Source organism: Streptomyces sp. NPDC001922 (assembly GCF_042891165.1).
Taxonomy (GTDB): domain Bacteria; phylum Actinomycetota; class Actinomycetes; order Streptomycetales; family Streptomycetaceae; genus Streptomyces.
In genome coordinates this window covers 389,377-412,769 of sequence record NZ_JBIASV010000002.1, presented here as the reverse complement: position 1 = coordinate 412,769, position 23,393 = coordinate 389,377, and the positions used below count along the sequence as shown (strand labels likewise).

The following is a 23,393-nucleotide window of genomic DNA, read 5'->3' as shown; positions in this document are numbered from 1 at the left end:
ATCCGTCCGTTCGCTCATCAGCCGTGCAGTCCGCACTCGGTCTTGTTGCTCCCCGCCCAGCGGCCGGAGCGGGCGTCCTCGCCGTCCAGGACCCGCCGGGTGCAGGGGGCGCAGCCGACCGACGCGTAGCCGTCGCTCAGCAGCGGGTTGGTGAGCACGCCGTGCTCCGTCACGTAGGCGTCCACGTCGTCCTGCGTCCAGCGGGCGATCGGGGAGACCTTGACCTTGCGCCGCTTGGCGTCCCAGCCGACGACCGGGGTGTTCGCCCGGGTGGGGGACTCGTCGCGGCGCAGGCCGGTCGCCCACGCGTCGTAGCCGGTCAGGCCCTCCTCCAGCGGCTGGACCTTGCGCAGCGCGCAGCACAGGTCGGGGTCGCGGTCGTGCAGCTTCGGCCCGTGCTCGGCGTCCTGCTCGGCGACGGTCCGCCGCGGGGTGAGCGTGATGACGTTGACGTCCATCACGGCGTCGACCGCGTCCCGGGTGCCGATGGTCTCCGGGAAGTGGTAGCCGGTGTCGAGGAACACCACGTCCACGCCGGGGGCGGCCCGGGAGGCGAGGTGCGCCACGACGGCGTCCTCCATGGAGGAGGTCACGCAGAACCGGCCGCCGAAGGTGTCGGTGGCCCAGCGCAGGATCTCCAGGGCGGGCGCGTCCTCCAGCGCGCGGCCCGCCTCTTCGGCGAGCTGCTGGAGTTCGGCCGCGGTGCGTTCGGGTGCGGTGGTCATGCGGTGCTGCCCCCTTCGTCGTGGTCGCGCTGCAGGCCCTTGGCGAGCAGCCCGAGGAACGAGAGGCGGAACGCCCGGTTGCAGGAGGCGCATTCCCAGGCCCCGTGGCCTTCCTCGGAAGGCCGCAGGTCCACGTCGCCGCAGTACGGGCAGTAGAAGGGCGCGGCGCGCTCGCTCATGACAGGGCCTCCTGGTCGGCGCGGGCCGCCCACTGGGCGAACCGCTCGCCGTCCTCGCGCTGCTCCTGGAACCGGCGCAGCACGCGCTCGACGTAGTCCGGGAGTTCGTCGGAGGTGACCTTGAGTCCGCGGACCTTGCGGCCGAAGCCGGGCTCCAGGCCCAGCGCGCCGCCCAGGTGCACCTGGTAGCCCTCGACCTGGTTGCCGTCGGCGTCCAGGACGAGCTGCCCCTTGAGACCGATGTCCGCGACCTGGATACGGGCGCAGGCGTTCGGGCAGCCGTTGACGTTGATGGTGACCGGCTGGTCGAACTCCGGGAGGCGGCGCTCCAGTTCGTCGATGAGGGAGGAGCCGCGCGCCTTGGTCTCGACGATGGCGAGCTTGCAGAACTCGATGCCGGTGCAGGCCATGGTGCCGCGCCGGAACGGGGACGGGGTGACCCGCAGGTCCAGCGCCTCCAGCCCGGCGACCAGCGACTCGACCTGGTCCTCGGCCACGTCGAGCACGATCATCTTCTGCTCGACGGTGGTGCGCAGCCGGCCGGAGCCGTGCGCCTCGGCCAGCTCGGCGATCTTGGTGAGGACGGTGCCGTCGACGCGGCCGACGCGCGGCGCGAAGCCGACGTAGAACCGGCCGTCCCGCTGCCGGTGGACGCCGATGTGGTCGCGCCACTCCTGCGGCGGCTGCGCCGGGGCGGGGCCGTCGGTGAGCTTGCGCTCCAGGTACTCGTCCTCCAGCACCTGGCGGAACTTCTCCGCACCCCAGTCGGCGACGAGGAACTTGAGCCGGGCGCGGGTGCGCAGCCGGCGGTAGCCGTAGTCCCGGAAGATGCCGATGACCCCGGCCCAGACGTCCGGCACGTCGGCCAGCGGCACCCAGGTGCCCAGCCGGACGCCGATCTTGGGGTTGGTGGACAGCCCGCCGCCGACCCACAGGTCGAAGCCGGGGCCGTGGTCGGGGTGGTCCACGCCGACGAACGCGACGTCGTTGATCTCGTGCGCCACGTCCAGCAGCGGCGATCCCGAGATCGCGGTCTTGAACTTCCGGGGGAGGTTCGAGAACTCCTTGCTGCCGATGTACCGGCTGTGGATCAGGTCGATGGCGGGGGTGCCGTCGATGATCTCGTCCTCGGCGATCCCGGCGACCGGCGAGCCGAGGATGACGCGCGGGGTGTCGCCGCAGGCCTCGGTGGTGGACAGACCGACGTTCTCCAGCCGCCGCCAGATCTCCGGCACGTCCTCGATGCGGATCCAGTGCAGCTGGATGTTCTGCCGGTCGGTGATGTCGGCGGTGCCGCGGGCGAACTCCTCCGAGATCTCGCCGATGACCCGCAGCTGCTCGGTGCTCAGCCGTCCGCCGTCGACGCGGACGCGGAGCATGAAGTACTTGTCGTCCAGCTCCTCCGGCTCCAGGACCGCGGTCTTGCCGCCGTCGATGCCGGGCTTGCGCTGGGTGTAGAGGCCCCACCAGCGCATCCGTCCGCGCAGGTCCTGCGGGTCGATGGAGTCGAATCCGGCCTTGGAGTAGATCGTCTCAATGCGTGTCCGCACATTGAGACCGTCGTCGTCCTTCTTGAACTGCTCGTTGCCGTTGAGCGGAGTGAAGTGCCCCACGGCCCACTGGCCCTCGCCGCGGTGGCGGCCGGCCTTGCGGCGGGACGTGGCAGCGCTTGCGCGTTCTGGGGTGGCGGCCATGGGTGTCTGTCCTTCGGGGCGGCTCAAGGCAGCGGACGGTAACGATGGCACCCCTGTTGACCTGCGCATACGTGCGTGAGCTCGGCACGGCGTGGGGGCGCGTGCGGCAAGGTGGGGTCAGGGGTGCACACTCGTCCGCGGCGGTGGGGACGGTGCTGAAAGCGGCGGTGCTGTGACTGTCAGCCCGCCGGACAGATGGCGCTGGACATGCGGCCGAGGTCGACGTGCCGCCGACTCACCAAGGCAATTCCAGCTCGAGACATGACGGAAGCGTGTCACGCAGATCTCGGGAGCGTCCACCGCCATCCACTATTCGGACAAGACTGTCCCGCTGGTCGAGACGTTGTGGCCCCGGTCACGCGCGCGGCCCGCGCCCGGCCCGCATCCGGAAGTGCAGGCCGGGGCGGGCGGGTTCGGGGACGCGCCGCCAGGAGGACGGTCAGCCGTGTGCGCCGGGCCACGGGCCGGGAGTGGGGGCGTCCGCCTCCTCCTCGACCGCGGTGTCGAAGATCCGGAAGCCCCGGCGCCGGTAGTTGTCGACGGCGTGCGGGCCGTCCTTGCTGCAGGTGTGCACCCACACGCGGGTGGTCGGGGGCAGGCCGTCCCACCGCTCGGCGAGGTCCCAGGCGCGGGCCGTGCCCTCGCTCAGCAGATGGCCGCCGATCCGCCGGCCCCGGAAGGCGGGGAGCAGCCCGAAGTAGCTGATCTCCACCACGCCGCCGTCCTGGGCGGCCAGCTCGATGTACCCGGCGGGCGTCCCCCGGTCGTAGGCGACCCAGGTCTCGGAGCCGGGGCGCTCCAGGACCTCCTGCCACCGCGCGTACGGCCAGTCCAGCCGGTCGGCCCAGTGGATGTCACCGCCGACCGCGGTGTACAGGAAGCGGCTGAACTCGGGGGAGGGCACCGCGGACCGCACGATCCGTATGCCCCGGCCGTCCTCGGGCGGGGCGGCGGGTGTGAGGTCGGCGGGCGAGGTCTGTTCCAGGGACCAGGTGGTCACGGTGATGCTCATGCCGTCAGCCAACCACGGCCCGCAGGACCCGGTCCGGGGCCCCTGCACGGGGGCCCCGCACGGTGCTCCTCACCCGGTGGCCCCGCTGTCCGGTCGTCTCGCCGGCCGGTACGAGTTGCGCCTGCCTCCCGGGTGCGCCCCTTCCGCCCTGCTCGGGCGACCACGGGCCGGCGCGGGGCCCGGCTCGACCCGCACCCCGCGCCGGGCCCCGGCGCGGCGCCCACGCCCCTGCCCACGCCCCGGGCCCCGGTCAGCGCACCTCGACCAGCTTGGCGAACACGACGACGTTCCCGTTGTAGCCCTGCCCCTTGGAGTAGCCGCCTCCGCAGGTGATGACCCGCAGCTCCGGCTGCCCGGTGTCCCCGTACACGCGCTCCGCCGGGAAGTTCCGCTTCTCGAACACGTCGATGCCGTAGATCTCGAACACCGCGGTGCGGCCGTCCTGCCGGACCGCCTCCACCCGGTGGCCCTTCTTCAGGGCTCCGAGGTTGTAGAAGACGGCCGGCCCCGAGGCGTTGTCGACATGGCCGACGACGACGGCCGTGCCCTGCTCGCCCGGGGTGACCGCGTCCTTGAACCACCCGGCCAGGTTCTTGTCCGCCGCCGGCGGCGAGGCGATCCCGCCCTCGGCGTCCAGGCCGACCGCCATCAGCGGAGCGTCCACCCTGATCGCCGGCACCTTCACCCGGGCCGGTGTGGACGCCGGCAGCGGCGTGACCGCGGCGGGCCCCGCCGCGCCCGGCACGGTGCGGCCGACCGCGGCGGACTCGGCCGTCGGCTGCGGGGGGCCGCCCGCCTCCTCGGCGCCGTTCCGTATCAGGGCCGCACCGGCGAGCAGGACGAGCGCTATGGCCCCCCAGGGCGAGGAGCGGCTGCGCACCGGCGTGTAGCGGCCGCGCACCCGGCCCCGCCTGTCCTTCGCGCCCATCTCTCTCCCCTCGGGGAGCGCGGGGCAGCCGCGCTCCGCACCGGCCTCTGACGGAACGTTATGGCCGCCCATGTCGCGCTGCGACAGCAGCAGGGGCGAACGGGTGGCGCCGGGCGCAGGCCGACGCCGTGCCGAGACCGGGGCGTGGCGGCCCCCGGGGGAGCGGAGGGGCGCCGCACGACCACCGCAGGCCCGCTGCCCGCGCCGTACGCCCGGCCCGGAGCGCCGTCTCCCCGCCGTCCGCGCGCTCCGCCGCACGGGGGGAATCGGCCCCGTTCGGACCAGCAGCACCGGGCACCGGTCCGCCCGCCGGGAGACGGTCGACGTGGACGTGTCCCGACGGCCCCGGGCCGCCGCTCCCCGCGCGTCCGCCGAAACGCCGAAGGAGTGCCATGCCCGTGCCCCGAGTCGCCGTGGCCGTCGCCCTCGCCGGAGCCGTACTCGTGCTGCCGGGCCCGCCCGCCGCCGCCGATCCGGTCGACGCGGGACCGAGCAACATCGTCGTGGTCCCGGCCGCGGTGGAGCAGGGCGCGATCGTGACCATCACCGTCGACGGCACCGCCTGCCGCGGCATCGGCCGGATGTACGACGCGATCGTCGAGTCGAACGCCTTTCCCCGCACCCAGCTCACCGGACTGCCGGACCGGCGGAAGACGTCCGCCGCCCGGCCCACGGTCTTCGCCGCCGCCGAGCCGGGCACGCACACCGTCTCGGCCACCTGCGGCGGAAGGACGATCACCGGTGGGCACTTCCGGGTGGTGCCGCCCCGCAACGCATCGGCCGCGCCCGGGACCGGAGCGGGCAGCGGCACGGCCACGGCCGGCTCCGCGGCGCCCTCCTCGCCCGCCGGCTCCGCGACCGCCCCCGGCACCGGCAGCAGCCCCGGCACCGGCTCCGGCACCACCGGGACCGACAGCGGCACCGGCACCGGCACGAGTGCCGCCCCGCACCACCCCGGGGCCGCCCCGAGCGGCCGTACGGAGGCCGGGCCCCGTGACAGCGCCCGCCCCGACCCGGGCCGCACCCGGCACCCCGCTCCCGGGGCGAGCGCCGGGGCGGTGCCCGACAGCGCCGCCAACGCCGGGGTCGGCAGCGCCGACCGCTCGACCCCGTTCGGGGTGGCCCTCGGTGGCGGACTGGTCATGGTGTCGGCGGCGATCGTCGGCTACTGCCTGGTCCGTCGCCTCCGCCGCTCCGGCTGAGCCCCCGCCGCCACGGCCGCCCGGCACGACGGCGCTCACCCCCCACTGCCCAGCCGTCCGGAACCCGCACCGTGCCGGCCGGCCCGTGCCCCGTTCACGGCCCCGCACCGGGCCCGTCACGCCATGCCCCGGCTGACGGCCCGCACCTGGCCACCGTCCCCCGGACCACGCCCCGCGCCTCTCCGGTCAGTCCCCGGAACCCTCGCCCCCGCCGGAAGCCGCCCGGACCGCCGGTGCCGTCGAGTGCGGCAGCAGGTCGCCCGGGTGGTCCGGGGTCAGCAGTTCCACCGCCACCCCGTCGGCGAACCGGTACGGCCGGTGCGCCAGCACGCCCGCCAGGGTCCGCCGGACCCGGGACATCTCGGCCCGCACCGTCACCGTGCGGGTGGCGTCGCCGAAGAGGTCGTCCGCGAGCTGCGCCGCCGTCCGGCCCTCCGGGCAGCGCGCCAGCACGTACAGCAGCTCCGCGTGGCGCGGGGACAGGTCCTGGGTCCAGCTGCCCGCCCCGCCCGTCACGGAGAGCGTCCACCGCCGGGGCAGCCGCAGGTCCAGGACGACCCGGCTCGGCTCCGCTCCCGGCCCGGCGGCGTCCGCGCCGGTGGCGTCGACCCGGAGCAGCCAGCCGTCCGGCAGCGGCTCCACGGTGCACAGGCCGAGCGAGGGGAGCCATATCTGTCCCGGCCGGACGGACTTGGGGAGCTGCACCCGGTCCACCGGCGGCATCCCGGTGACGGCGGCCGGCCAGCCGTTCCGGTCCACCACCAGGGCCCGGCCGCCGATCCGGCACAGCACCGGCGCGGCCACCGTCCGCAGCCGGTCGATCGACGCCCGGTGGAGATCCCGCAGTTCGCTCTCGGCCAGCCGCGCCACCGTGCCGACCAGGGCCAGCGTCGCCGGGTGGACGGTGGTGGCGGGCCCGCTCACATCGACCGCGCCGAGCAGCCGCCCGTCCCGCGGGTCGTGCAGCGGCGCCGCGGCACAGGTCCACGAGTGATGGCTGCGGACGAAGTGCTCCGCCGAGTACACCTGGACCGGCCGGCGGGCGACCAGCGCCGTGCCGACGGCGTTGGTGCCGACGCTCTCCTCGGCCCAGCTCGCGCCGGGGGTGAAGCCGATCCCGTCCGCCTGTCGGCGCACCGCCGCGCTGCCGTCCCGCCACAGCACCCGGCCCTCGGGGTCGGTGACGACCATGATGTGCTGCGCCGCGTCCGCCACCGCGACGAGGCCCTCGCGCAGGGTGGGCAGGACGGTGGCGAGCGGCGAGGACTGCCGCCGGTGCTCGATCTCCTCCAGCGCCAGCCGCCCGGTCGGCGTGCCCCGGTCGGGGTCCACCCCGAGCCGTAAGGTCCGCTTCCAGGACTCGCCGATCACCGGCCGCGGAGCCGTCGGCGGGCGGTCCCCGGCGAGTGCGGCGGCGCGTGCGCCGCTGATCAGTCGGGCGGCCCGGCGGGGGTCCACGCCCGACAGCCGGGCCACATCCAGCGATTCCTCGTTCACGGGGTCGGTCTCCGAAGGGGCAGGGGCCGGAGGGGCCGGTCTGTTCAGGGTGCTGTTGAAAGCCGCAACTCCGACGGTACTCGGTCCTGTTGGTGCAACCCGTCGCAACGTTTGTGCACCCCGCTCCCCGGCAGCAGAGTGATGACCACGCCACCCGGTGCGCTCGTACTGCCCGTCACGGTGGCGCTGCCGGACGAGGGTGGTGCCGTGTCGGCGCAGCATCACCCTCGTCCGGAACGGGCCGCTCCCGCGCCCCTAGACCGGCACCCGCGAACGATCCACGATCGACGCCAGGTCCAAGGTGTGCGGGAGCGTGCCGAACGTTCCTCCCCAGTCGCGGCCCAGCCGTGAGGCGCAGAACGCGTCGGCCACCTCCGGGGGCGCGAACCGTACGAGCAGCGCTCCCTGGAGCACCAATGCCATCCGCTCGGCCACCCGGCGCGCCCGGGCCTCGATGCCGCTCAGGTCGGCCAGTTCGGCGAGCAGGTCCTTGATCCCGGCGTCCAGCCGGTGGTCGGCGCCGCGGGCCCGGCCGATCTCCAGCAGAAACGCGTTGAGCGCGGCGGGCTCCCGCCTCAGGGCGCGGAGCGCGTCGAGCGCCTGGATGTTCCCGGCGCCCTCCCAGAGGGAGTTCAGCGGCGATTCCCGGAGCAGCCGGGGCATGCCCGACTCCTCCACGTAGCCGTTGCCGCCCAGGCACTCCAGGGCCTCGCCGACCAGCGGCTGGCAGCGCTTCGTCACCCAGTACTTGGCCACCGGCACGGCCAGCCGCAGCAGGTGCGTCGCGTTCTCGTCGCCGCCGTCGGCCGCGTCCTGGGCCGCCGCCAGCCGCATCGCCAGCGCCGTCGCGGCCTCCGACTCCAGGGCCAGGTCCGCCAGCACGTTGCGCATCAGCGGCTTGTCGATCAGCGGCCCGCCGAAGGCGCTGCGGTACGCGCTGTGGTGCACGGCCTGGGCCACGGCCTGCCGCATGAGCGAGGCCGACGCGGTCACGCAGTCCAGCCGGGTCGCCGCCACCATCCCGATGATCGTCGCGATGCCGCGCCCCTCCTCGCCCACCCGCCGGGCCCAGGTGCCGTCGAACTCCACCTCGGCGGAGGCGTTGGAGCGGTTGCCGAGCTTGTTCTTCAGCCGCTGGACGGCGAACGTGTTGCGGGTGCCGTCGGGCAGCACCCGGGGGAGCAGGAAGCAGGTCAGGCCGCCGTCGCCGCGCGCGGAGGACGGCACCTGGGCCAGTACCAGGAACGCGTCGGACATCGGCGCCGAGCAGAACCACTTGTGTCCGGTCAGGAGGTATTCGCCCGGTGTGTCCAGTGGGTCCGCCCGTGTCGTGTTCGCCCGGACGTCCGAACCGCCCTGTTTCTCCGTCATGGCCATCCCGAACAGGGCGCCCGGCTTGCGGTCCGCGGGCAGCAGCTCCGGCACGTACGCCCGGGAGGTGAGCCGCGGCTCCCAGACGGCGGCCAGCTCCGGGTCGGTCCGCAGCGCGGGCACCGCGGCGTGGGTCATCGACAGGGGGCAGCCGTGCCCCGCCTCGGCCTGCGTCCAGACGAAGAAGCCCGCGGCGCGCCGCAGCTGCCCGTGCGGCCGGGTCCGGGCGTCGGTGAGCCCCGCGGAGACGGCATGGCCGAGCAGCCGGTGCCAGGAGGGGTGGAAGTCGACCTCGTCGATGCGGTGGCCGTAGCGGTCGTGGGTGCGCAGCACCGGGGGGTTCTCGTTGGCGAGCGCACCCCACTTCTGGCCCTGGGAGGAACCCGCGGCGCGCCCGAGTTCGCCGAGCTCCTCCCGCACGCGGTCCAGGTGCTCGGCGCCGGTGTGGCGCGTCACGGCCTCCGAGAGGGCTGTATCCGCCGCGAAAACGTCGTAGCCGACCAGGGGCGGAGCCTGGTTGGTCACCATGTGGGTCGAGGCTGCCATGGCAGATACGTTAAGGAGGTGTCGGCAGCAGAGTCATCCCCCAGCAGAGCCGCGGGCCGCCTCCGGCGAGCCCGTGCCCTTTATCCCCATGTGTCCAAACGCCAGGTGGCGTGGCTGCTGCTGAAGGACACGGTCAACTCCTGCATGGAGTACCGCATCGTCGGGCTGGCCGCCGAAGCGGCCTTCTTCACCCTGCTGTCGCTGCCGCCGCTGCTGCTCGGCCTCATCGGACTCCTCGGCTACCTCGATCCGTGGATCGGCATCGAGACCATCGACCACGTGCGGGAGAACATCCTCACCGCGTCCGGCACCGTCCTCTCCGACCGCGGCGTCGAGGACATCGCCCGCCCGCTGCTGAACGACGTCACCCGCGGCGGCCGGCCCGATGTGATCTCGCTCGGTTTCGCCTTCGCGCTCTGGTCCGGCTCCCGCGCGGTCAACGTCTTCATCGACACGATCACCGTGATGTACGGGCTGGACGGCAAGCGGGGCATCGTGAAGACCCGGCTGCTGGCGTTCGGGCTGTATGTGATCGCGCTGGTCATCGGGGCCGTGGTGCTGCCGCTGATGGTGGCGGGCCCGGACGCGGTGATGGAGTTCCTGCCGTGGAGCGGGGCGGTCGTCCGGGTGCTGTACTGGCCGGTCGTCCTCGTCCTCTCGGTGGTCTTCCTGACCACGCTGTACCACGTGTCGGTGCCGGTCCGGTCGCCCTGGGCGGAGGACATCCCGGGGGCGCTGGTCGCACTGGCCATGTGGGTGCTCGGCAGCTTCCTGCTCCGGATCTACCTGATCAACACGGTCGAGGGCCCGACGATCTACGGCTCGCTGGCCGCGCCCGTCGCCGTCCTCCTGTGGATCGGGGTCTCCGCGTTCGCCGTGCTGGCCGGGGCCGGCGTCAATGCCGCCATCGACCGGGTCTGGCCCTCGGTCGCGACCGCCGCCGCGCGCGAGGAGAACGCCCGGGCCCGGGAGAAGGCCGCCGCCGAACTGATCGCCCAGGCGGCGGCCCAGCGCGCCGCGGCCCTGCCCTCCGCGGACGACGCCGACGACACGGACACCTGGGACGAGGCTGTGGACGGACCGGACACCGAGCCGCCGTCGGAGTACCCCGAGCGCTGGGCGCAGTTCCTGCCCCCGGAGGACATCCGCTCGCGGCTGCCCCACCTCCGCAGGACCGCCCCCTCGCCGGACACCGAGGAGCGGCCGGAGCCGGTGGACGAGACCTGAGCGGTGTCCCGGGGACTGCCGAGCGCCCACCCGGAATGCCATCCGGGCCGCCGCGTGCCTGCCCGGGGCGTCCTCCGGGCTGCCGTGTACCCACCCGGGGACGTCCTCCGGGCCGCCGCGTGTCCACCCGGAACGTCATGTCCGATTCCCGCCGGTCGGCCGTCCGCCGATGGCCGAGACTGGAGGGGTGACGGACGACGAGGACACCAGGTACGAGGCGGTGCGCAGCCGTGATGCCCGCTTCGACGGGGAGTTCTTCTTCGCGGTGGTGACGACCGGCATCTACTGCCGCCCGAGCTGCCCCGCCGTGACCCCGAAGCGGCAGAACGTCCGCTTCCACCCCACGGCCGCGTCCGCGCAGCGCTCCGGGTACCGGGCCTGCCGCCGCTGCCGCCCGGACGCGGTGCCGGGCTCCGCCGCCTGGAACGCGCGGGCCGATCTCGTCGGCCGGGCGGTGCGGCTCATCGGCGACGGCGTCGTGGACCGCGAGGGCGTAGCCGGGCTGGCCGCCCGGCTCGGCTACAGCGCCCGCCAGCTCCAAAGGCAGCTCACCGCCGAGCTGGGGGCCGGGCCGATCGCCCTGGCCCGGGCGCAGCGCGCCCACACGGCACGGGTGCTGCTGCAGACCACCGGCCTCCCGGTCACCGACGTCGCCTTCGCCTCGGGGTTCGCCAGCGTCCGGCAGTTCAACGACACCGTGCGGGAGATCTACGCGGCCTCCCCGAGCGGGCTCCGGGCGGCGTCCGGCAGCGGCGCACGGCGAGCCGCCGGCCCGGCTCCGGGGCGCCGGCCGACAGCCGGACCGCACCGGCCGTCCACCGGCGGTGGACCGGCCGCCGGGACGGACGCGCACACGGCGGCGGCCGACCGCGTCGCCCGGCTCGGCATCCCGCTGCGGCTCACCCACCGCGGCCCGTACGCCGTGCGGGAGATCTTCGACTTCCTGGCCGCGCGGGCGGTCCCCGGCGTGGAGGAGGTGTCGGGGGACCCCGGTGACCGGGTCTACCGCCGCACCCTCGCCCTGCCGCACGGCACCGGCGTCGCCGCCGTCCGGGAGCGGACCGGTGCCGGATCGGTACGGAACGGCGGCGGCTCGGGGCGGACCGGTGCCGGGCAGGCCGGCAGGGGAGCCGCGGACCGGCCGTCCGGGGACGGCGGCTGGCTCGAGTGCCGGCTCCACCTCACCGATCTGCGCGACCTCACCACCGCCGTGCAGCGGCTCCGCCGGCTGTTCGACCTCGACGCCGATCCGTACGCCGTCGCCGAGCGGCTCGGGGCGGACCCGGCGCTGGCCCCGCTCGTCCTGGCCCGGCCCGGACTGCGCTCCCCGGGCACGACGGACCCGCACGAACTCGCCGTACGGGCCGTCCTCGGCGAGACCTTGGGGGCGCTTCCCCTCGGCAGGATCCCGGGTACGTCCGGGGGCGGCGGGGCGGCCGGTGCCGCCGCCGGTGCATCGCCGGACCGGGGAACGCCGGCGGATCCGGAAACGGCGTCGGGCCGGGGAACGGCCCGGGGCCCGGCAACGTCGTCGGACCCGGGGGCGGCTCGTGACGGGGAGGCGGCTCGTGATCCGGGGGCAGCGCATGACGGGGGGCCGGCCCGTGACTCCGGGGCGGTCCGTGCGGTGGCGGCGGCCCTCGTCGCGGCTCACGGGCAGCCGCTGCCCGCACCCGACGGCACGCTCACCCACCTCTTCCCGGCAGCCGACCGGCTCGCCGAAGCACCCCTCGACGACCTGGACCTCCCCGAACCCCGCCGCCGTACCCTGCTCGGGCTCGTCGCAGCCCTCGCCGACGGCACCCTGCGCCTCGACGCCGGCGCCGACCGCGACGCCGCCGAGCGGGGCCTCCTCGCCCTGCCGGGCATGGCCCCGGCGACGGCGGCGGTCATCCGGATGCGGGCGCTGGGCGACCCCGACGTCCTGCCGCTCGCGGCGGCCGGGACACCCGGCGTCCCGGCCGCCGAACACTGGCGGCCCTGGCGCTCCTACGCCCACCACCTCCTGACGGCCACGGCGGCCACGGAGACGGCCGCCCCGACCACGGAACCGGCCACCCCGGCCACGGAATCTGCCACCGCGACCACGGAGAAGGCCACCGCGACCACGCAGACGGCCGCCCCGACCACGGACAAGGACGCCACGACCATGGAGAACACCGCACCATGACGCTCTGGACCACCCTCGACAGCCCGCTCGGCGAACTGCTCCTGACCGGCGAGGAGTCGGCCACCGCCCCCGGCGGCACCGCCCTCACCTCCGTGTCCGTGCCGGGGCAGCGGTCCGCACCGGACCCCGGCCCCGCAGCAAGCCGCGCCCCCGCCGCATTCACGGAGGCGCGGCGGCAGCTCGAGGCGTACTTCGCCGGTGAACTCCACACCTTCGGCCTGGAGTTCGTCACCCACGGCAGCGCGTTCCGGGAGCGGGTGTGGGCCGCCCTCGACAGCGTCCCGTACGGCACCACGACGACCTACGGCGCGGTCGCCACGCGCATCGGAGCCTCACGGGCCGCGGTCCGGGCCATCGGCGGAGCCATCGGGGCGAACCCGCTGCTCGTCGTCCGCCCCTGCCACCGCGTCATCGGCGCCGACGGCACCCTCACCGGCTACGCGGGCGGGCTCGACCGGAAGCGGACGCTGCTGGCGCTCGAAGGTGCCGGATAGGGGCGGTCACCCGGCGGGCTCGTCCAGACCCCAGCTGTGGATCTTCCGCGGATGGATCCGGATCACCTGGTCGCTGACGAACGGCCCGAGGTCGTGCGGCTCGGTGAGCAGCTCGGCCTCGCCCCGGATCTCCACCCCGCGCACCCGCCACGGATCGACACTGGCGATGTCGTCGACGACCAGCGCGACCTTGGGGTTGGCCTGCAGATTGCGCCACTTCTTGCTGGCGCCCAGCGCGTATCCGCCGATCAGCACCGTCCCGTCGGCCTGCGGGAAGAACCCGACCGGGTTCGCCTGCGGCTGCCCGCGCGGATCGACGGTGGCCAGCCGCCCGAGGCGCTGGGTCCGCAGGTAGGCGTGTTCGCTTTCACTGAAGGCGGTCATGGCCCCAGGCTTCCACCGCGCGCCGCCCGGCGCATCGGACGCCCGCCGTACGTCCTGCGCCCTACGGCCTCCGAACGGGAGCGCGGCCTCCCCGGGCCCGCGGCGGCCTCCGCGTACCGAGGGGCTCCCCGGAGCGGCCGCCCGGGACCGAGGGGCTCCCCGCGGGCCGTCCGCCGGGCCGACGCTCCAGGCTCCCCGCGCCGGACGCCGGACGCCGGGACCGGCCACCAGGACGCCTCAGCCCGCCACGACCGCCCCGATCCAGGCCCCGAGCACCAGCAGACAGGCGAAGAGTTCGATCAGCACGCCGATCCCGATCGCCCGCATCGCGGTGCGGGTCGACGCCCAGGCGGCGCCGTGACCGCCCAGCCGGGCACGTTCGGCGCCGTACACCCCGGCGACGAACCCCAGCGGCGCGCCCAGCACCGGCACCACGAAGAACCCCACAACACACGCCCCGCCGCCGATGTACAGCGTCCGCCAGGGAACCCCCGACTCCCTCATGCGGCGTCCCGGGAGCAGCAGCTTGAGCGTCTGGTTGAGCAGCAGCAGCGCGGTGGCGCCCATCAGCAGCCACCAGGCGAGACCGGTCTTCTCGGTCAGGGCCCACCACACCACCGCGGCCCAGACCACCGGCGGCCCGGGCACGCCGGGGATCAGCACACCCAGCAGGCCGAGCAGCATCAGCAGCCCGACCGCGATCAGCTGCCAGGTCCCCATGGGCCCAGCGTGCCGGACGGGCGGCCGGGGCGCTTCCCGGCACCCGGCGCGGGCCGCGCCGAGCGAACGGACATCGGTCCAGGTCAGGAGGGCTGAGTCGGGGCGGGGACGAAAGGCCCCGACCCGGGTGGTTCCGGCTCCGGGTCCGGACTCGGAGCCGCGCCCGGACCCGGCGGGCCCGGCACCGGACGCCCGCCCCCGTGGCCCGCCTCCCGGGACACCCAGCCCAGCTCGTAGGTGTGCCAGCCCAGCTGGAGCCGGGTGGCCACCCCCGTCAGCTCCATCAGCCGCTTCACCCGGCGCTGCACGGTCCGCAGCCCCAGGTCGAGCTGTTTGGCGACGCTGGCGTCGGTCAGCCCGGCCAGCAACAGCGACAGAATCTCCAGGTCGGTGTCGTCCGGGCCGTCCGGCTCCGCCGGTCGCGGCAGGCCGTCGGAGCCCAGGCGCAGCGGCAGCGCCGACCGCCAGATGCCCTCGAACAGGCCGACCAGCGATTCCAGCAGCCCGCTCGCGTGCACCACCAGGGCCGCGGGCTCGGAGGAGCGTCCGGTCAGCGGGATCATCGCGAGCCCGCGGTCGGCGACCACGAGTTGCGTCGGGACGGCGTCCACCACCCGCACCTGCTCGTCCCGGCCGAGCGCCGCGGACAGCTCCATCACCCCGGACGGACGTGCCAGCACCGCACGCTCGATCACCACGCGATGGCGGGCCCCGCGCGACACGACGCGCTCGCCGGGCTCCCGGTCCCCGCCCGGCAGGCCGGCGAGGGCCTCGGCCGGGCCGGTGACCAGCGTGCACACCTCCTCGGCCGCGCTCAGCCGTAGTTGCAGGAAGCGGTGCGCGACGGCGCTCGCCCCGGTCACGACCTCCACGAGATCGTGCACATCAGGCTCCGTGCCCCCGGTGCGGTACTCCTCGGCCAGCCGCACGGCGGCCCGTTCGGCCTGTTCCAACTCCCGCCGCTGCCGCGCGAGGAGGGCACCGAGCGCGGCGGCCGGCGGGGCCGCGACCCACCGGCCCGGCCGGGCGGAGGACCGGGCTGCCAGCCCCTGCCGCTCCAGCCGGTGCAGCACGCGTAAGGCCTCCGCCTGGGGCAGCGTCAGCCGGTCCGCGATGTCCGGGACTTCGGCGGCGCCGAGCACCACCAGCGTGCGGTACGCCGATTCCTGCACCTCGTCCAGGCCGAGCGCGCTCAGCATCCGACTCCTCCGGGCTCTCCGCCGACTCCTCCGGGCATGCGCCGTCCCCGGGCACCGGTACGGTGCGGCGGCGTGGCGGGGACGGGCCACGGCAGCTGTCCGCCGCGGACATCATCCCCGCACCACGCCGCACTCTGCCACGGTCTGCGCCGGCCACCGCCGGCCCCGGTCCGACCGGTTCCGCCGAGTGCTCTCCCCGAACGGCCGGACAAGAGGCGCAACCGCGCCAACCGTGCATGGATGGACGAGAGCCGAACCGACCCGAAGGGTGTGCCGGACATGGCGAAGCAGAATGTGGCGGAGCAGCTCGTCGACATCCTCGCCCGGGCGGGAGTCCGGCGCCTCTACGGCATCGTCGGCGACAGCCTCAACCCGGTCGTGGACGCCGTGCGCCGGCACTCCGGCATCGACTGGATCCAGGTCCGCCACGAGGAGACCGCGGCCTTCGCCGCCGGCGCCGAAGCCCAGCTCACCGGGCGGCTCGCGGCCTGTGCCGGGTCCAGCGGCCCCGGCAATCTGCACCTCATCAACGGCCTGTACGACGCGCACCGTTCGATGGCCCCGGTCCTCGCCATCGCCTCGCACATCCCCAGCACCGAGATCGGCACCGGCTACTTCCAGGAGACCCACCCCGATCAGCTGTTCCGCAACTGCAGTCACTACTGCGAGCTGATCTCGAACATCCAGCAGATGCCGCGGGTGGCGCAGACGGCGGTCCAGCACGCGGTGGGCCGCGGCGGCGTCAGCGTGCTCGCGCTGCCCGGTGACATCGCCGGGCAGCAGGCGCCCGACCGGCCGATCGAGCACGCCCTGGTCACCTCCCTTCCGACGGTGCGCCCGGGTGACGCGGAGATCGAGGAGCTCGCCCGGATGGTGGACGAGGCGAAGACGGTGACGCTGTTCTGCGGCAGCGGCACGGCCGGTGCGCACGACGAGGTCATGCGGTTCGCGGAGCGGGTGAAGTCCCCGGTGGGGCACGCGCTGCGCGGCAAGGAGTACATCCAGTACGACAACCCGTACGACGTCGGCATGAGCGGGCTGCTCGGCTACGGCGCCGCCTACGAGGCCACCAACGAGTGCGATCTGCTGATCCTGCTGGGCACCGACTTCCCGTACAACGCCTTCCTCCCGACGGACAAGAAGATCGTGCAGGTCGACGTGCGGCCCGAGCACCTGGGCCGGCGCTCCCAGCTCGATCTCGCGGTGTGGGGCGATGTGCGGGAGACCCTGCACTGCCTCATCCCCCGGGTGAAGGCGAAGACCGACCGCCGCTTCCTCGACAGGATGCTGAAGAAGCACGCCGACGCCCTCGAAGGAGTCGTCAAGGCCTACACCCGCAAGGTCGAGAAGCACATCCCGATCCACCCGGAGTACGTGGCGTCGGTGCTGGACGACGAGGCGGCGCCGGACGCGGTGTTCACCGTCGACACCGGGATGAACAACGTGTGGGCGGCACGCTATCTGACCCCCAACGGCCGGCGCCGGGTGATCGGCTCCTTCACCCACGGCTCGATGGCGAACGCGCTGCCGCAGGCGATCGGAGCGCAGTTCCTCGACCGGAAGCGCCAGGTGATCGCCATGTCCGGGGACGGCGGCTTCGCCATGCTGATGGGCGACTTCCTCACCCTGGTGCAGTACGACCTGCCGGTGAAGGTGGTGGTCTTCAACAACTCCTCGCTCAGCATGGTCGAGCTGGAGATGATGGTCGCCGGACTGCCCTCGTACGGCACCGGCAACCGCAACCCGAACTTCGCCGAGCTGGCCACCGTCGCCGGCGCCTACGGCGTCCGGGTGGAGAAGCCCAGGCAGCTGCACGGAGCGCTGAAGGACGCCTTCAAGCACAAGGGCCCGGCGCTGGTCGACGTCGTCACCGACCCCAACGCGCTGTCCATCCCGCCGAAGATCCGGGCGGAGATGGTGAGCGGCTTCGCCGTCTCGGCCAGCAAGATGGTGCTGGAGGGCGGCGTCGGCCGGATGGTGCAGATGGCCCGCTCGAACCTGCGCAACGTCCCCCGCCCCTGAGGCCCCGCCCGCTGTCTCCTCGGCCGGCCCGCTGTCTCCTCCGCCGTCCGGGGTCCCCGGTGCGCCGTACGGGTGGAACACGTGCCCGAGTGGAATGCCCCGGAGGGCCACACGGAATGGCTCCCCGTGTCGACTGTCGCGCCGCTGGTGACCGCGGCGGCCGTCCTCCCCTGATGCCCGGCACCGTTCTCCCGGCGGTGCCGGGCATTGCCGCGCCCGGGCCGCCCCGCGGGTTCTCCCCGCCGGCTCCTCCCAGCCGATTCCCCCGCGCCGATTCCCCCGCGCCGGCTCCCCCACAGGTACCTCCCCGCAGGCTCCTCCGAACCGGGCACCACGGCCCGCGGGCCGCCCGCACGGGCATGTGCCGTTGACGCGTGTCCCGGTCCTGTCCGGAGCGCGGACCGCGGCCCGGAGGAGTGGCCCGGTGCCGGTTGGGAATGCATGAGCGTGTGCCTGTTCGAGGTGGATCAGACCGATTCGGGTTACGGGGCGGAGTGGATGGCGCATCAGCGCGAGGAGTCCGTACTGAACAAGCGGCTGCGGGAGTCCGACCTGACCGCGGTCTCCGACGTGCGGCACGCACTGCGCGAACTGCTCGGGAGGTGGTCGTGGGGCGGTCCGGACCAGGCGGACGTGGCGGAGCTGCTCATCAGTGAGCTCGTCACCAACGCACTGGTGCACACCGACAGCGGTGCGGAGGTGAGAGCGGTTCTGGTGCGGGGCCGGGTGGCGCGGACCGCGGACCGGCTGCGGGTGGAGGTGCGGGACTTCGTCTCGCGGCGCCCCGCGGTGCGCAAGCCGGGCAGTGAGGCGACCGGCGGCCGGGGGCTCGTGCTGGTGGAGTCGCTGGCGGACTCCTGGGGCGTCCAGCCGCAGGGCCCGGGCAAGGTGGTGTGGTTCGAACTCGAGGGCCGGGCCGCCGCCTGAGCGGACCCGCCCCGGGCGACCGTCACCGGGGCGCCCTGCGCGTCCGAGCGGTGAACCGGGTCCACCGGTCCACCGCTCGGTTCAGCCGAACTGCTGCTCGAGGTCCTTGAGCTTCCGTTCCAGGGAGTCGAGCCGGGGGATCGTCAGGGTGTCGTCCTCGGCGGTCAGATCCACCGTCCGTGGAGACCCGTCGGCGGTCGCCTCCACGGTGCGCGGTGACCCGCCGGTGCCCGCCTCGGCCGTCCGCGGCGGCCGGTCCGGCGTGTCCCCGGGGGAGTCCGGAGCGGCCGGTCCGGCGTCACCGCCGGTCATGGCCTGGAGGGACGGACGCGAGAGTGCGGGCGGCGGTCCGGGCGCCACTATGGCAGGTTCCGCGCCGACCTGGGCGGGTGCCGCGGCCGACGCCTGCTCGAGCCGGCGCCCGGCGCGGCTCCGGAGCACCCGGTGCTGCCGGTTGATCGCCTTGAGCTGCGCCCGTTCCCGCTTCTCCCGATCGCGCCGCCGCCGACGGTCCTCGTCCTTCTGCCGACGGTCCTCGCGCACCTCCTCCACCGCCTCGTCCAGCGTCCGCACGCCCTCCAGCAGCATCAGCGACCACGCGCCGAAGGTCTCGCGCGGTGCCCGCAGCCAGCGGACGATCCGGATCTGCGGCAACGGCCTTGGTACGAGCCCCTGTTCGCGCAGCGCCGCCCGGCGGGTCTGCTTCAGCGCGCGGTCGAAGAGCACCGCCGCCGACAGGGACATCCCGGCGAAGAAGTGCGGGGCGCCCGCGTGGTCGATGCCGCGCGGTGCGTGCACCCAGTTGAACCAGGCGGCCGCGCCCGCGAACGTCCAGACCAGCAGGCGCGATCCGAGCGCCGCGTCGCCGTGGCTCGCCTCGCGCACCGCGAGCACCGAGCAGAACATCGCGGCGCCGTCCAGGCCGAACGGGACGAGGTACTCCCAGCCCCCGGAGAGGTTGAGGTTCTGCTCCCCGAAGCCGACCAGCCCGTGGAAGGAGAGCGCGGCGGCGACCGCCGCACAGCAGAACAGCAGGACGTAGGAGGCGGTGCCGTAGACGGCCTCCTTGCGCCGGCGCCGCTCCTCGCTGCGCTCCCAGGTGTCGGCGCCCGCGTTCTCCCCGGTGCGCCGGCCGCGGCCCCGGACCACCACGGCCGCCGGCACGCCGACGAGCAGTACCAGCACCGGGAGCAGCCAGTTCAGCGATATATCGGTCATTCTCATCCTGGTGATCCCTTTGCCTCGGTCCGCGATGTGCGCGCCATCTTGACGGAACCCGCTGCCGTAACCGAGGCATTCGGAACAGGACGACGCCAAGGGGTGCGAAGAAGCCGCTTCGGTGTCGAACTGGCCTTCTTTTCTGCGGAGTTGTGTTCGAGCGAAACCACCCGGGCGGGTGGCGTGGGGAACCGGGGCGTGAGGGCGAGCGTCGATTCGTGCCTGCGCACCGTGCCGCGGGGCCGTCTCGTCGAGAGTGATCGTGCGTCCGATGTGTGGCCACCTCCGGGCGCTTTCGGCAGCCCTGATGCTGACCCGATGCCGCGTCTGGCCACGGCAGCAACCACCCCGGGGATTCCTGAGCGCGACCGGGCGCCGCATCCCGGTAACCGTCGCAGGGCAAGCTCAGGGGCAGGGGATGTGTGCAGAAGTGGGGTGGTTCGGCGGGTCGTGGTGGATGTGGCCGCGGGTGAGGAAGTCCTGGAGCTCGCGGTGGCGGAACTGGTAGGCGATCCCGGCGGTGCGCGTCAGACCCACGTCGCAGCACCAGTCGAGGAATCGGCCGAGGCGCCAGGGCAGTGGCTGGTCGGACCACCAGGGGCGGGTGCAGAGGAGGAGAGATGTGTAGCGGACACCTGCGGCGCCGAGGGCTGGGCCGGCGCCGGTCCGGAACAGGGGGCCGAACGCACGCCAGGGCCTGAAAAGCGAGTCGAGCGCACCCCGGTAACCGCATCTGAACAGGCGGTTGTAGAGGATGGCGAGCGCCCGCCCGCCGCCGAGACCGAACAGAAGCATGTAGATGATTACTGCCCCGAGCGCGAGTGCGGGCCCCAGGGCGAACCAGTAGAAAGGGACGAACCCGAGCCCGACCACGAGGCCGGTCGCGAGCCCGGTCACGAGGTCGTCCCGCACCATGCCGCGCGGCGACGCGTTTCCGTGTGACCTGCGAACCTCGGGTGCGTCCGAGAGCACGCCCGCCAGCCCCACCGCGACCATCGCTCCACCGGCGAGCCCTACCACCAGTCCGTATACGAGCCCGATCGCCGGCCCGACCACATCCCCCAGGTCGGCCACGACGGCGAGCACTCCCCAGAAGAGCCCACCCACAAGCCCGTTCACGAACTGGCGTCGGCCGGCGGGAGTTCGGGCAGTGACTCGTTCCAGCCGAGACGGTACGGGCCAGGGAGGGATTCCGATGAGAAGGCTGCCCACCACCATGAGTGCCACGTTCGCTGCGTACACGTTCCAGCTGTCGAGCAGGACGGCAGGCAGGTCAGCGGTGGCCCACACCGCGATGGTCAGGAGGACGTGGACGGTACGGGCGCGGCGGTGGCCGGTGAGCGGCCACAGTTCATGGAGTACGAGGTCGGTGCCTGAGAGACGCCGTCCGGCGACTTCGCCGGTGCTGGTGGTGTTGGCGTGCAGGTGGCGGGCGAGGACTGTCAGCCAGGTATGTACCTGTTGCCGGGTGTAGGGCGCTGTCGTGCCGCCTGTCGAGGAAGCGGTGCGGAGGTAGAGGTTCAGCAGGTGGTCCCGGATCCGCTCGGGGGTCTGCAGGGCGGGTTCGAGGAGGTGCACGGGATCACGGACCCAGCTGCCGTCGGGGTGACGTTCGTCGTAGACGGCGAGGGCCAGGGTCAGCCGCCAGGGTGTGGACAGGCCCCGGGCCAGTGGACCGGCCGGGGCGGCGTGGAGCGCGTTCAGGACGGGTTCCCAGCGGGCCGGGTTGCGGGCGCGGGCGGTGACGAACGCCTGGGTCGCGGCCAGGCTGACGGGGGCGATGTCGATACGGGAGGCGTCCTGTGCCCACAGATCCGCATCTCCAAGAGCGGCGTAGGGGGTGCTGCGGCAGGTGAGGACGAGCTGGCCCTTGGTGATGCCGTGGAGGTAGGCGTTCATCGCCTCCAGAGCGGCTGCAGCGCGGGAGCCGTGCCCGGGAGTCTCACTGGCATCCATCTCGTCGAGCCCGTCGAGCACCGGGAGGACCAGCCGGGCGGCGACGAGGGCGGCTGCCGCGGTGGGGCGCAGCCGGTGGGTACGGGCGAGATGCTCGGCGAGCCAGTCCTCGAGCTCGTTCCGGCCGGGGTCGAAGGTGGACAACGACAGGCGGACAGGAACGGGACCGCCCGGCGCCCGGTCGGCGAGGAGGAGCAGCATGAGATGGAGGGCGAGTACGGTCTTGCCGGCTCCGGGCGCGCCGGTGATGACGAGGCGGCCGGGCCGAAGTGCACGGTAGTAGGCGGCGGCTTCCTCCAGCGTGCCGTGGGGTGCTGCGCCGGTGGCGTGGTGGGCGGGGGAGGGCAGGAAGGTGAACTCGACGTTGATGGTGCGGTCGCTGCCGCCTAGGAGTCTCCGGCGGGCTTCCTCTTCGCGTTTCCTGATGTCGACGGCGAGGCGGTCGGCGAGTCCGGCGGTGTCGGTGTCCTGCCAGGCCTGGGAGCGCGTCGCCTGGTGCAGGCCCACGGTCGCCAGCATCAGGCTGATCAGCCCGACCGCCAACCCGCCCGGGTCCACCTCTCCGGTTCCCGCCCGGACAGCTGTGGTGACCGCCACCCCCACGGTCACCACCGTCAGCGCCGGCCAGCTCCACCACGTGTGAAGTGCCTCCCTCAAGTGCCCGTCCTCACCCATGGCTTCGTTGTTCAGGAAACTGAAGGTCGCAACGGCGTTCACGGGGCCCGTTGTCACCGGCATCCCGACCCCTCGGGGCACCTGGCCCCGAGAAGGTCCGCCTTTTCCTGTAACGGATGCCGCTTCGGCACTCGCATCCTGATAGCTCGGAAGCGCCTTTGACTAACTCTGCATCAGATTTCCCGGCCCGGCCGGATATAGGAGGTGAGCTTCCCAGCAGGCCACCGCAGGACCCTCTCGTCGCCTGAATCGGATCCCAGGGCTCGTCTCGTCCTCGTTCGGGGATTTCAGGGTTCGCCCTGGTCACCTGCTGCGTGAGCGGAATCGAAAAGCGGCGGCCACGGCAAGGGTGCCCACGACGACAGTTCCCGTGACCAGCGGGATCAGACTCGTGATGCCCCGGCTGCCACTCGTGGCCAGGCTGCCGGAGGGGCTGTCCGGGCCTTCCGTGGCTGCCCCCGCCCTCGCGCCTTCGCTCAGGTTCCGCGACTCAGTGGTGCCGGAGGTGGCCGTATCCGGCACCCTGGACGCGGTCGGGCCGGTCGTTCTCGTCCCAGTGATGTCGAGCCATGCCACGACGTTGTTCTGTCCGGTGTCCAGCCTGCATGGCACGTCGAGTTCGACGGTCATGCCGCCACTCGCGGTGACGTGCATGACGAGGTCGACAACGGTGATTTTCGCCCTGCCCGGTTGGCTGAAGGTGAGCCTCGGCGCGACGCCGGTCATCCTGACCAGGAACGGTCCGGACCCCGGGACGCTGGTCCTGGCCGCGTGGAACGGCACTCGGAGGTTGGTGTCGCCCTCCGGCGCCGTCACGCGGACCTTCGCTTCCACCGTGCCCTTGATGGTCCTGATACCGGCCCTGCGCAGCCCCCTCGTGTCGGCCGCGTTCACCGGCACCGCCGCACGGATGACGAATTTCGGGGTGGGCTTGCCGACCGCAGCCGACTTCGGGACATCCGAGTCGATCGTCACCGTGCCGGGCCGGTCGTGGATCACCGGAACCGAACATGCATAGCGCAGTGTGAGCGATACCGGGTCCGCGACCGCGGGTCCGGCTCCGAAAACTCCCACGGTTGCGCCCGCAACCCCGGCAGCCATCGTGAGACCCAAGGTTCTTCGGGCCACTGGACCGCTCGGGGCGGCACGGGATGCCAGGTGCCGCTCATGCAGGTTCTGGGTCAGCTTGTCGCTTGCCATTTTGATCCTCGGTCAGGTACTCGGGTCTCTGATAGGGCCATGGGTTC

20 protein-coding genes are annotated in these 23,393 nt (G+C 73.6%); 6 read left to right on the top strand and 14 right to left on the bottom strand.

Going from position 1 to position 23,393, the window contains the following annotated elements:
• Window positions 1-17: 17 nt before the first annotated feature.
• The 6 genes from ACFYYR_RS05300 to ACFYYR_RS05275 all read right to left on the bottom strand — a co-directional run bounded on the left by ACFYYR_RS05300 (window position 18) and on the right by ACFYYR_RS05275 (window position 4,538).
• Window positions 18-725, bottom strand: coding sequence for a phosphoadenylyl-sulfate reductase (locus tag ACFYYR_RS05300; RefSeq protein WP_388847100.1), 708 nt, complete (start codon window positions 723-725; stop codon window positions 18-20).
• Window positions 722-904 carry a hypothetical protein gene (locus tag ACFYYR_RS05295; protein WP_388847098.1) on the bottom strand — a complete coding sequence of 61 codons (183 nt, stop codon included), beginning with the start codon at window positions 902-904 and terminating at the stop codon, window positions 722-724. The genes ACFYYR_RS05300 and ACFYYR_RS05295 overlap by 4 nt, the downstream gene beginning before the upstream one ends.
• Window positions 901-2,598 carry a nitrite/sulfite reductase gene (locus tag ACFYYR_RS05290; RefSeq protein WP_388847096.1) on the bottom strand — a complete coding sequence of 566 codons (1,698 nt, stop codon included), beginning with the start codon at window positions 2,596-2,598 and terminating at the stop codon, window positions 901-903. Before ACFYYR_RS05290 ends, ACFYYR_RS05295 begins: the two co-directional genes overlap by 4 nt.
• A gap of 179 nt (window positions 2,599-2,777) precedes the next feature.
• The gene (locus ACFYYR_RS05285) at window positions 2,778-2,861 is read right to left on the bottom strand and encodes a putative leader peptide (RefSeq protein WP_309471194.1); all 84 of its coding nucleotides are present in this window, start codon (window positions 2,859-2,861) and stop codon (window positions 2,778-2,780) included.
• 176 nt (window positions 2,862-3,037) lie between these two features.
• Window positions 3,038-3,610, bottom strand: coding sequence for a GNAT family N-acetyltransferase (locus ACFYYR_RS05280; RefSeq protein WP_388847094.1), 573 nt, complete (start codon window positions 3,608-3,610; stop codon window positions 3,038-3,040).
• Between the two features lie 250 nt (window positions 3,611-3,860).
• Window positions 3,861-4,538 carry a class F sortase gene (locus tag ACFYYR_RS05275; protein WP_388847092.1) on the bottom strand — a complete coding sequence of 226 codons (678 nt, stop codon included), beginning with the start codon at window positions 4,536-4,538 and terminating at the stop codon, window positions 3,861-3,863.
• A gap of 392 nt (window positions 4,539-4,930) precedes the next feature.
• On the opposite strand from ACFYYR_RS05275, the gene ACFYYR_RS05270 reads away from it, so the two are divergent.
• Window positions 4,931-5,740, top strand: a complete 810-nt coding sequence (locus ACFYYR_RS05270) for a hypothetical protein (protein ID WP_388847090.1) — start codon at window positions 4,931-4,933, stop codon at window positions 5,738-5,740.
• A gap of 186 nt (window positions 5,741-5,926) precedes the next feature.
• On the opposite strand, the gene ACFYYR_RS05265 is transcribed toward ACFYYR_RS05270, so the two are convergent.
• Window positions 5,927-7,237 carry a GAF domain-containing protein gene (locus tag ACFYYR_RS05265; protein ID WP_388847088.1) on the bottom strand — a complete coding sequence of 437 codons (1,311 nt, stop codon included), beginning with the start codon at window positions 7,235-7,237 and terminating at the stop codon, window positions 5,927-5,929.
• Between the two features lie 255 nt (window positions 7,238-7,492).
• On the bottom strand, window positions 7,493-9,154 hold the full coding sequence (locus ACFYYR_RS05260) for an acyl-CoA dehydrogenase family protein (RefSeq protein ID WP_388847086.1): 1,662 nt from the start codon (window positions 9,152-9,154) through the stop codon (window positions 7,493-7,495).
• 18 nt (window positions 9,155-9,172) lie between these two features.
• Here ACFYYR_RS05260 and ACFYYR_RS05255 point away from each other — a divergent pair, with 18 nt between their 5' ends.
• From ACFYYR_RS05255 to ACFYYR_RS05245, 3 genes are all read left to right on the top strand, one after another.
• A complete protein-coding gene (locus ACFYYR_RS05255; RefSeq protein WP_388847084.1) occupies window positions 9,173-10,381 on the top strand; it encodes a YihY/virulence factor BrkB family protein in 1,209 nt (402 codons plus the stop codon).
• Window positions 10,382-10,568: 187 nt separating this feature from the next.
• Window positions 10,569-12,551, top strand: a complete 1,983-nt coding sequence (locus tag ACFYYR_RS05250; RefSeq protein WP_388847082.1) for an AlkA N-terminal domain-containing protein — start codon at window positions 10,569-10,571, stop codon at window positions 12,549-12,551.
• Window positions 12,548-13,045, top strand: a complete 498-nt coding sequence (locus ACFYYR_RS05245; protein ID WP_388847080.1) for a methylated-DNA--[protein]-cysteine S-methyltransferase — start codon at window positions 12,548-12,550, stop codon at window positions 13,043-13,045. The genes ACFYYR_RS05250 and ACFYYR_RS05245 overlap by 4 nt, the downstream gene beginning before the upstream one ends.
• Before the next feature lie 6 nt (window positions 13,046-13,051).
• Here ACFYYR_RS05245 and ACFYYR_RS05240 read toward each other — a convergent pair whose 3' ends face one another.
• From ACFYYR_RS05240 to ACFYYR_RS05230, 3 genes are all read right to left on the bottom strand, one after another.
• Window positions 13,052-13,429: a PPOX class F420-dependent oxidoreductase gene (locus ACFYYR_RS05240; RefSeq protein WP_388847078.1), complete on the bottom strand. Its 378-nt coding sequence runs from the start codon at window positions 13,427-13,429 to the stop codon at window positions 13,052-13,054.
• Window positions 13,430-13,666: 237 nt separating this feature from the next.
• On the bottom strand, window positions 13,667-14,149 hold the full coding sequence (locus ACFYYR_RS05235) for a DUF456 domain-containing protein (protein WP_388847076.1): 483 nt from the start codon (window positions 14,147-14,149) through the stop codon (window positions 13,667-13,669).
• A gap of 83 nt (window positions 14,150-14,232) precedes the next feature.
• Window positions 14,233-15,348, bottom strand: coding sequence for a helix-turn-helix domain-containing protein (locus ACFYYR_RS05230; RefSeq protein ID WP_388847074.1), 1,116 nt, complete (start codon window positions 15,346-15,348; stop codon window positions 14,233-14,235).
• A 279-nt stretch (window positions 15,349-15,627) separates the two neighbouring features.
• On the opposite strand from ACFYYR_RS05230, the gene ACFYYR_RS05225 reads away from it, so the two are divergent.
• Both ACFYYR_RS05225 and ACFYYR_RS05220 read left to right on the top strand, forming a co-directional pair.
• Entirely contained in the window at window positions 15,628-17,370 is a 1,743-nt protein-coding gene (locus tag ACFYYR_RS05225) for a pyruvate dehydrogenase (RefSeq protein ID WP_388847285.1), read from the top strand.
• A 441-nt stretch (window positions 17,371-17,811) separates the two neighbouring features.
• Complete coding sequence (locus ACFYYR_RS05220; RefSeq protein ID WP_388847072.1) at window positions 17,812-18,297, top strand: ATP-binding protein; 486 nt, start codon at window positions 17,812-17,814, stop codon at window positions 18,295-18,297.
• Window positions 18,298-18,378: 81 nt separating this feature from the next.
• Here the strand turns inward: ACFYYR_RS05220 and ACFYYR_RS05215 are convergent, their stop codons facing one another.
• From ACFYYR_RS05215 to ACFYYR_RS05205, 3 genes are all read right to left on the bottom strand, one after another.
• Window positions 18,379-19,521: a DUF2637 domain-containing protein gene (locus ACFYYR_RS05215; protein ID WP_388847070.1), complete on the bottom strand. Its 1,143-nt coding sequence runs from the start codon at window positions 19,519-19,521 to the stop codon at window positions 18,379-18,381.
• Between the two features lie 399 nt (window positions 19,522-19,920).
• Window positions 19,921-22,128 carry an NACHT domain-containing protein gene (locus ACFYYR_RS05210; protein ID WP_388847068.1) on the bottom strand — a complete coding sequence of 736 codons (2,208 nt, stop codon included), beginning with the start codon at window positions 22,126-22,128 and terminating at the stop codon, window positions 19,921-19,923.
• 321 nt (window positions 22,129-22,449) lie between these two features.
• A complete protein-coding gene (locus tag ACFYYR_RS05205; RefSeq protein WP_388847066.1) occupies window positions 22,450-23,346 on the bottom strand; it encodes a DUF6801 domain-containing protein in 897 nt (298 codons plus the stop codon).
• Window positions 23,347-23,393 lie beyond the last annotated feature (47 nt).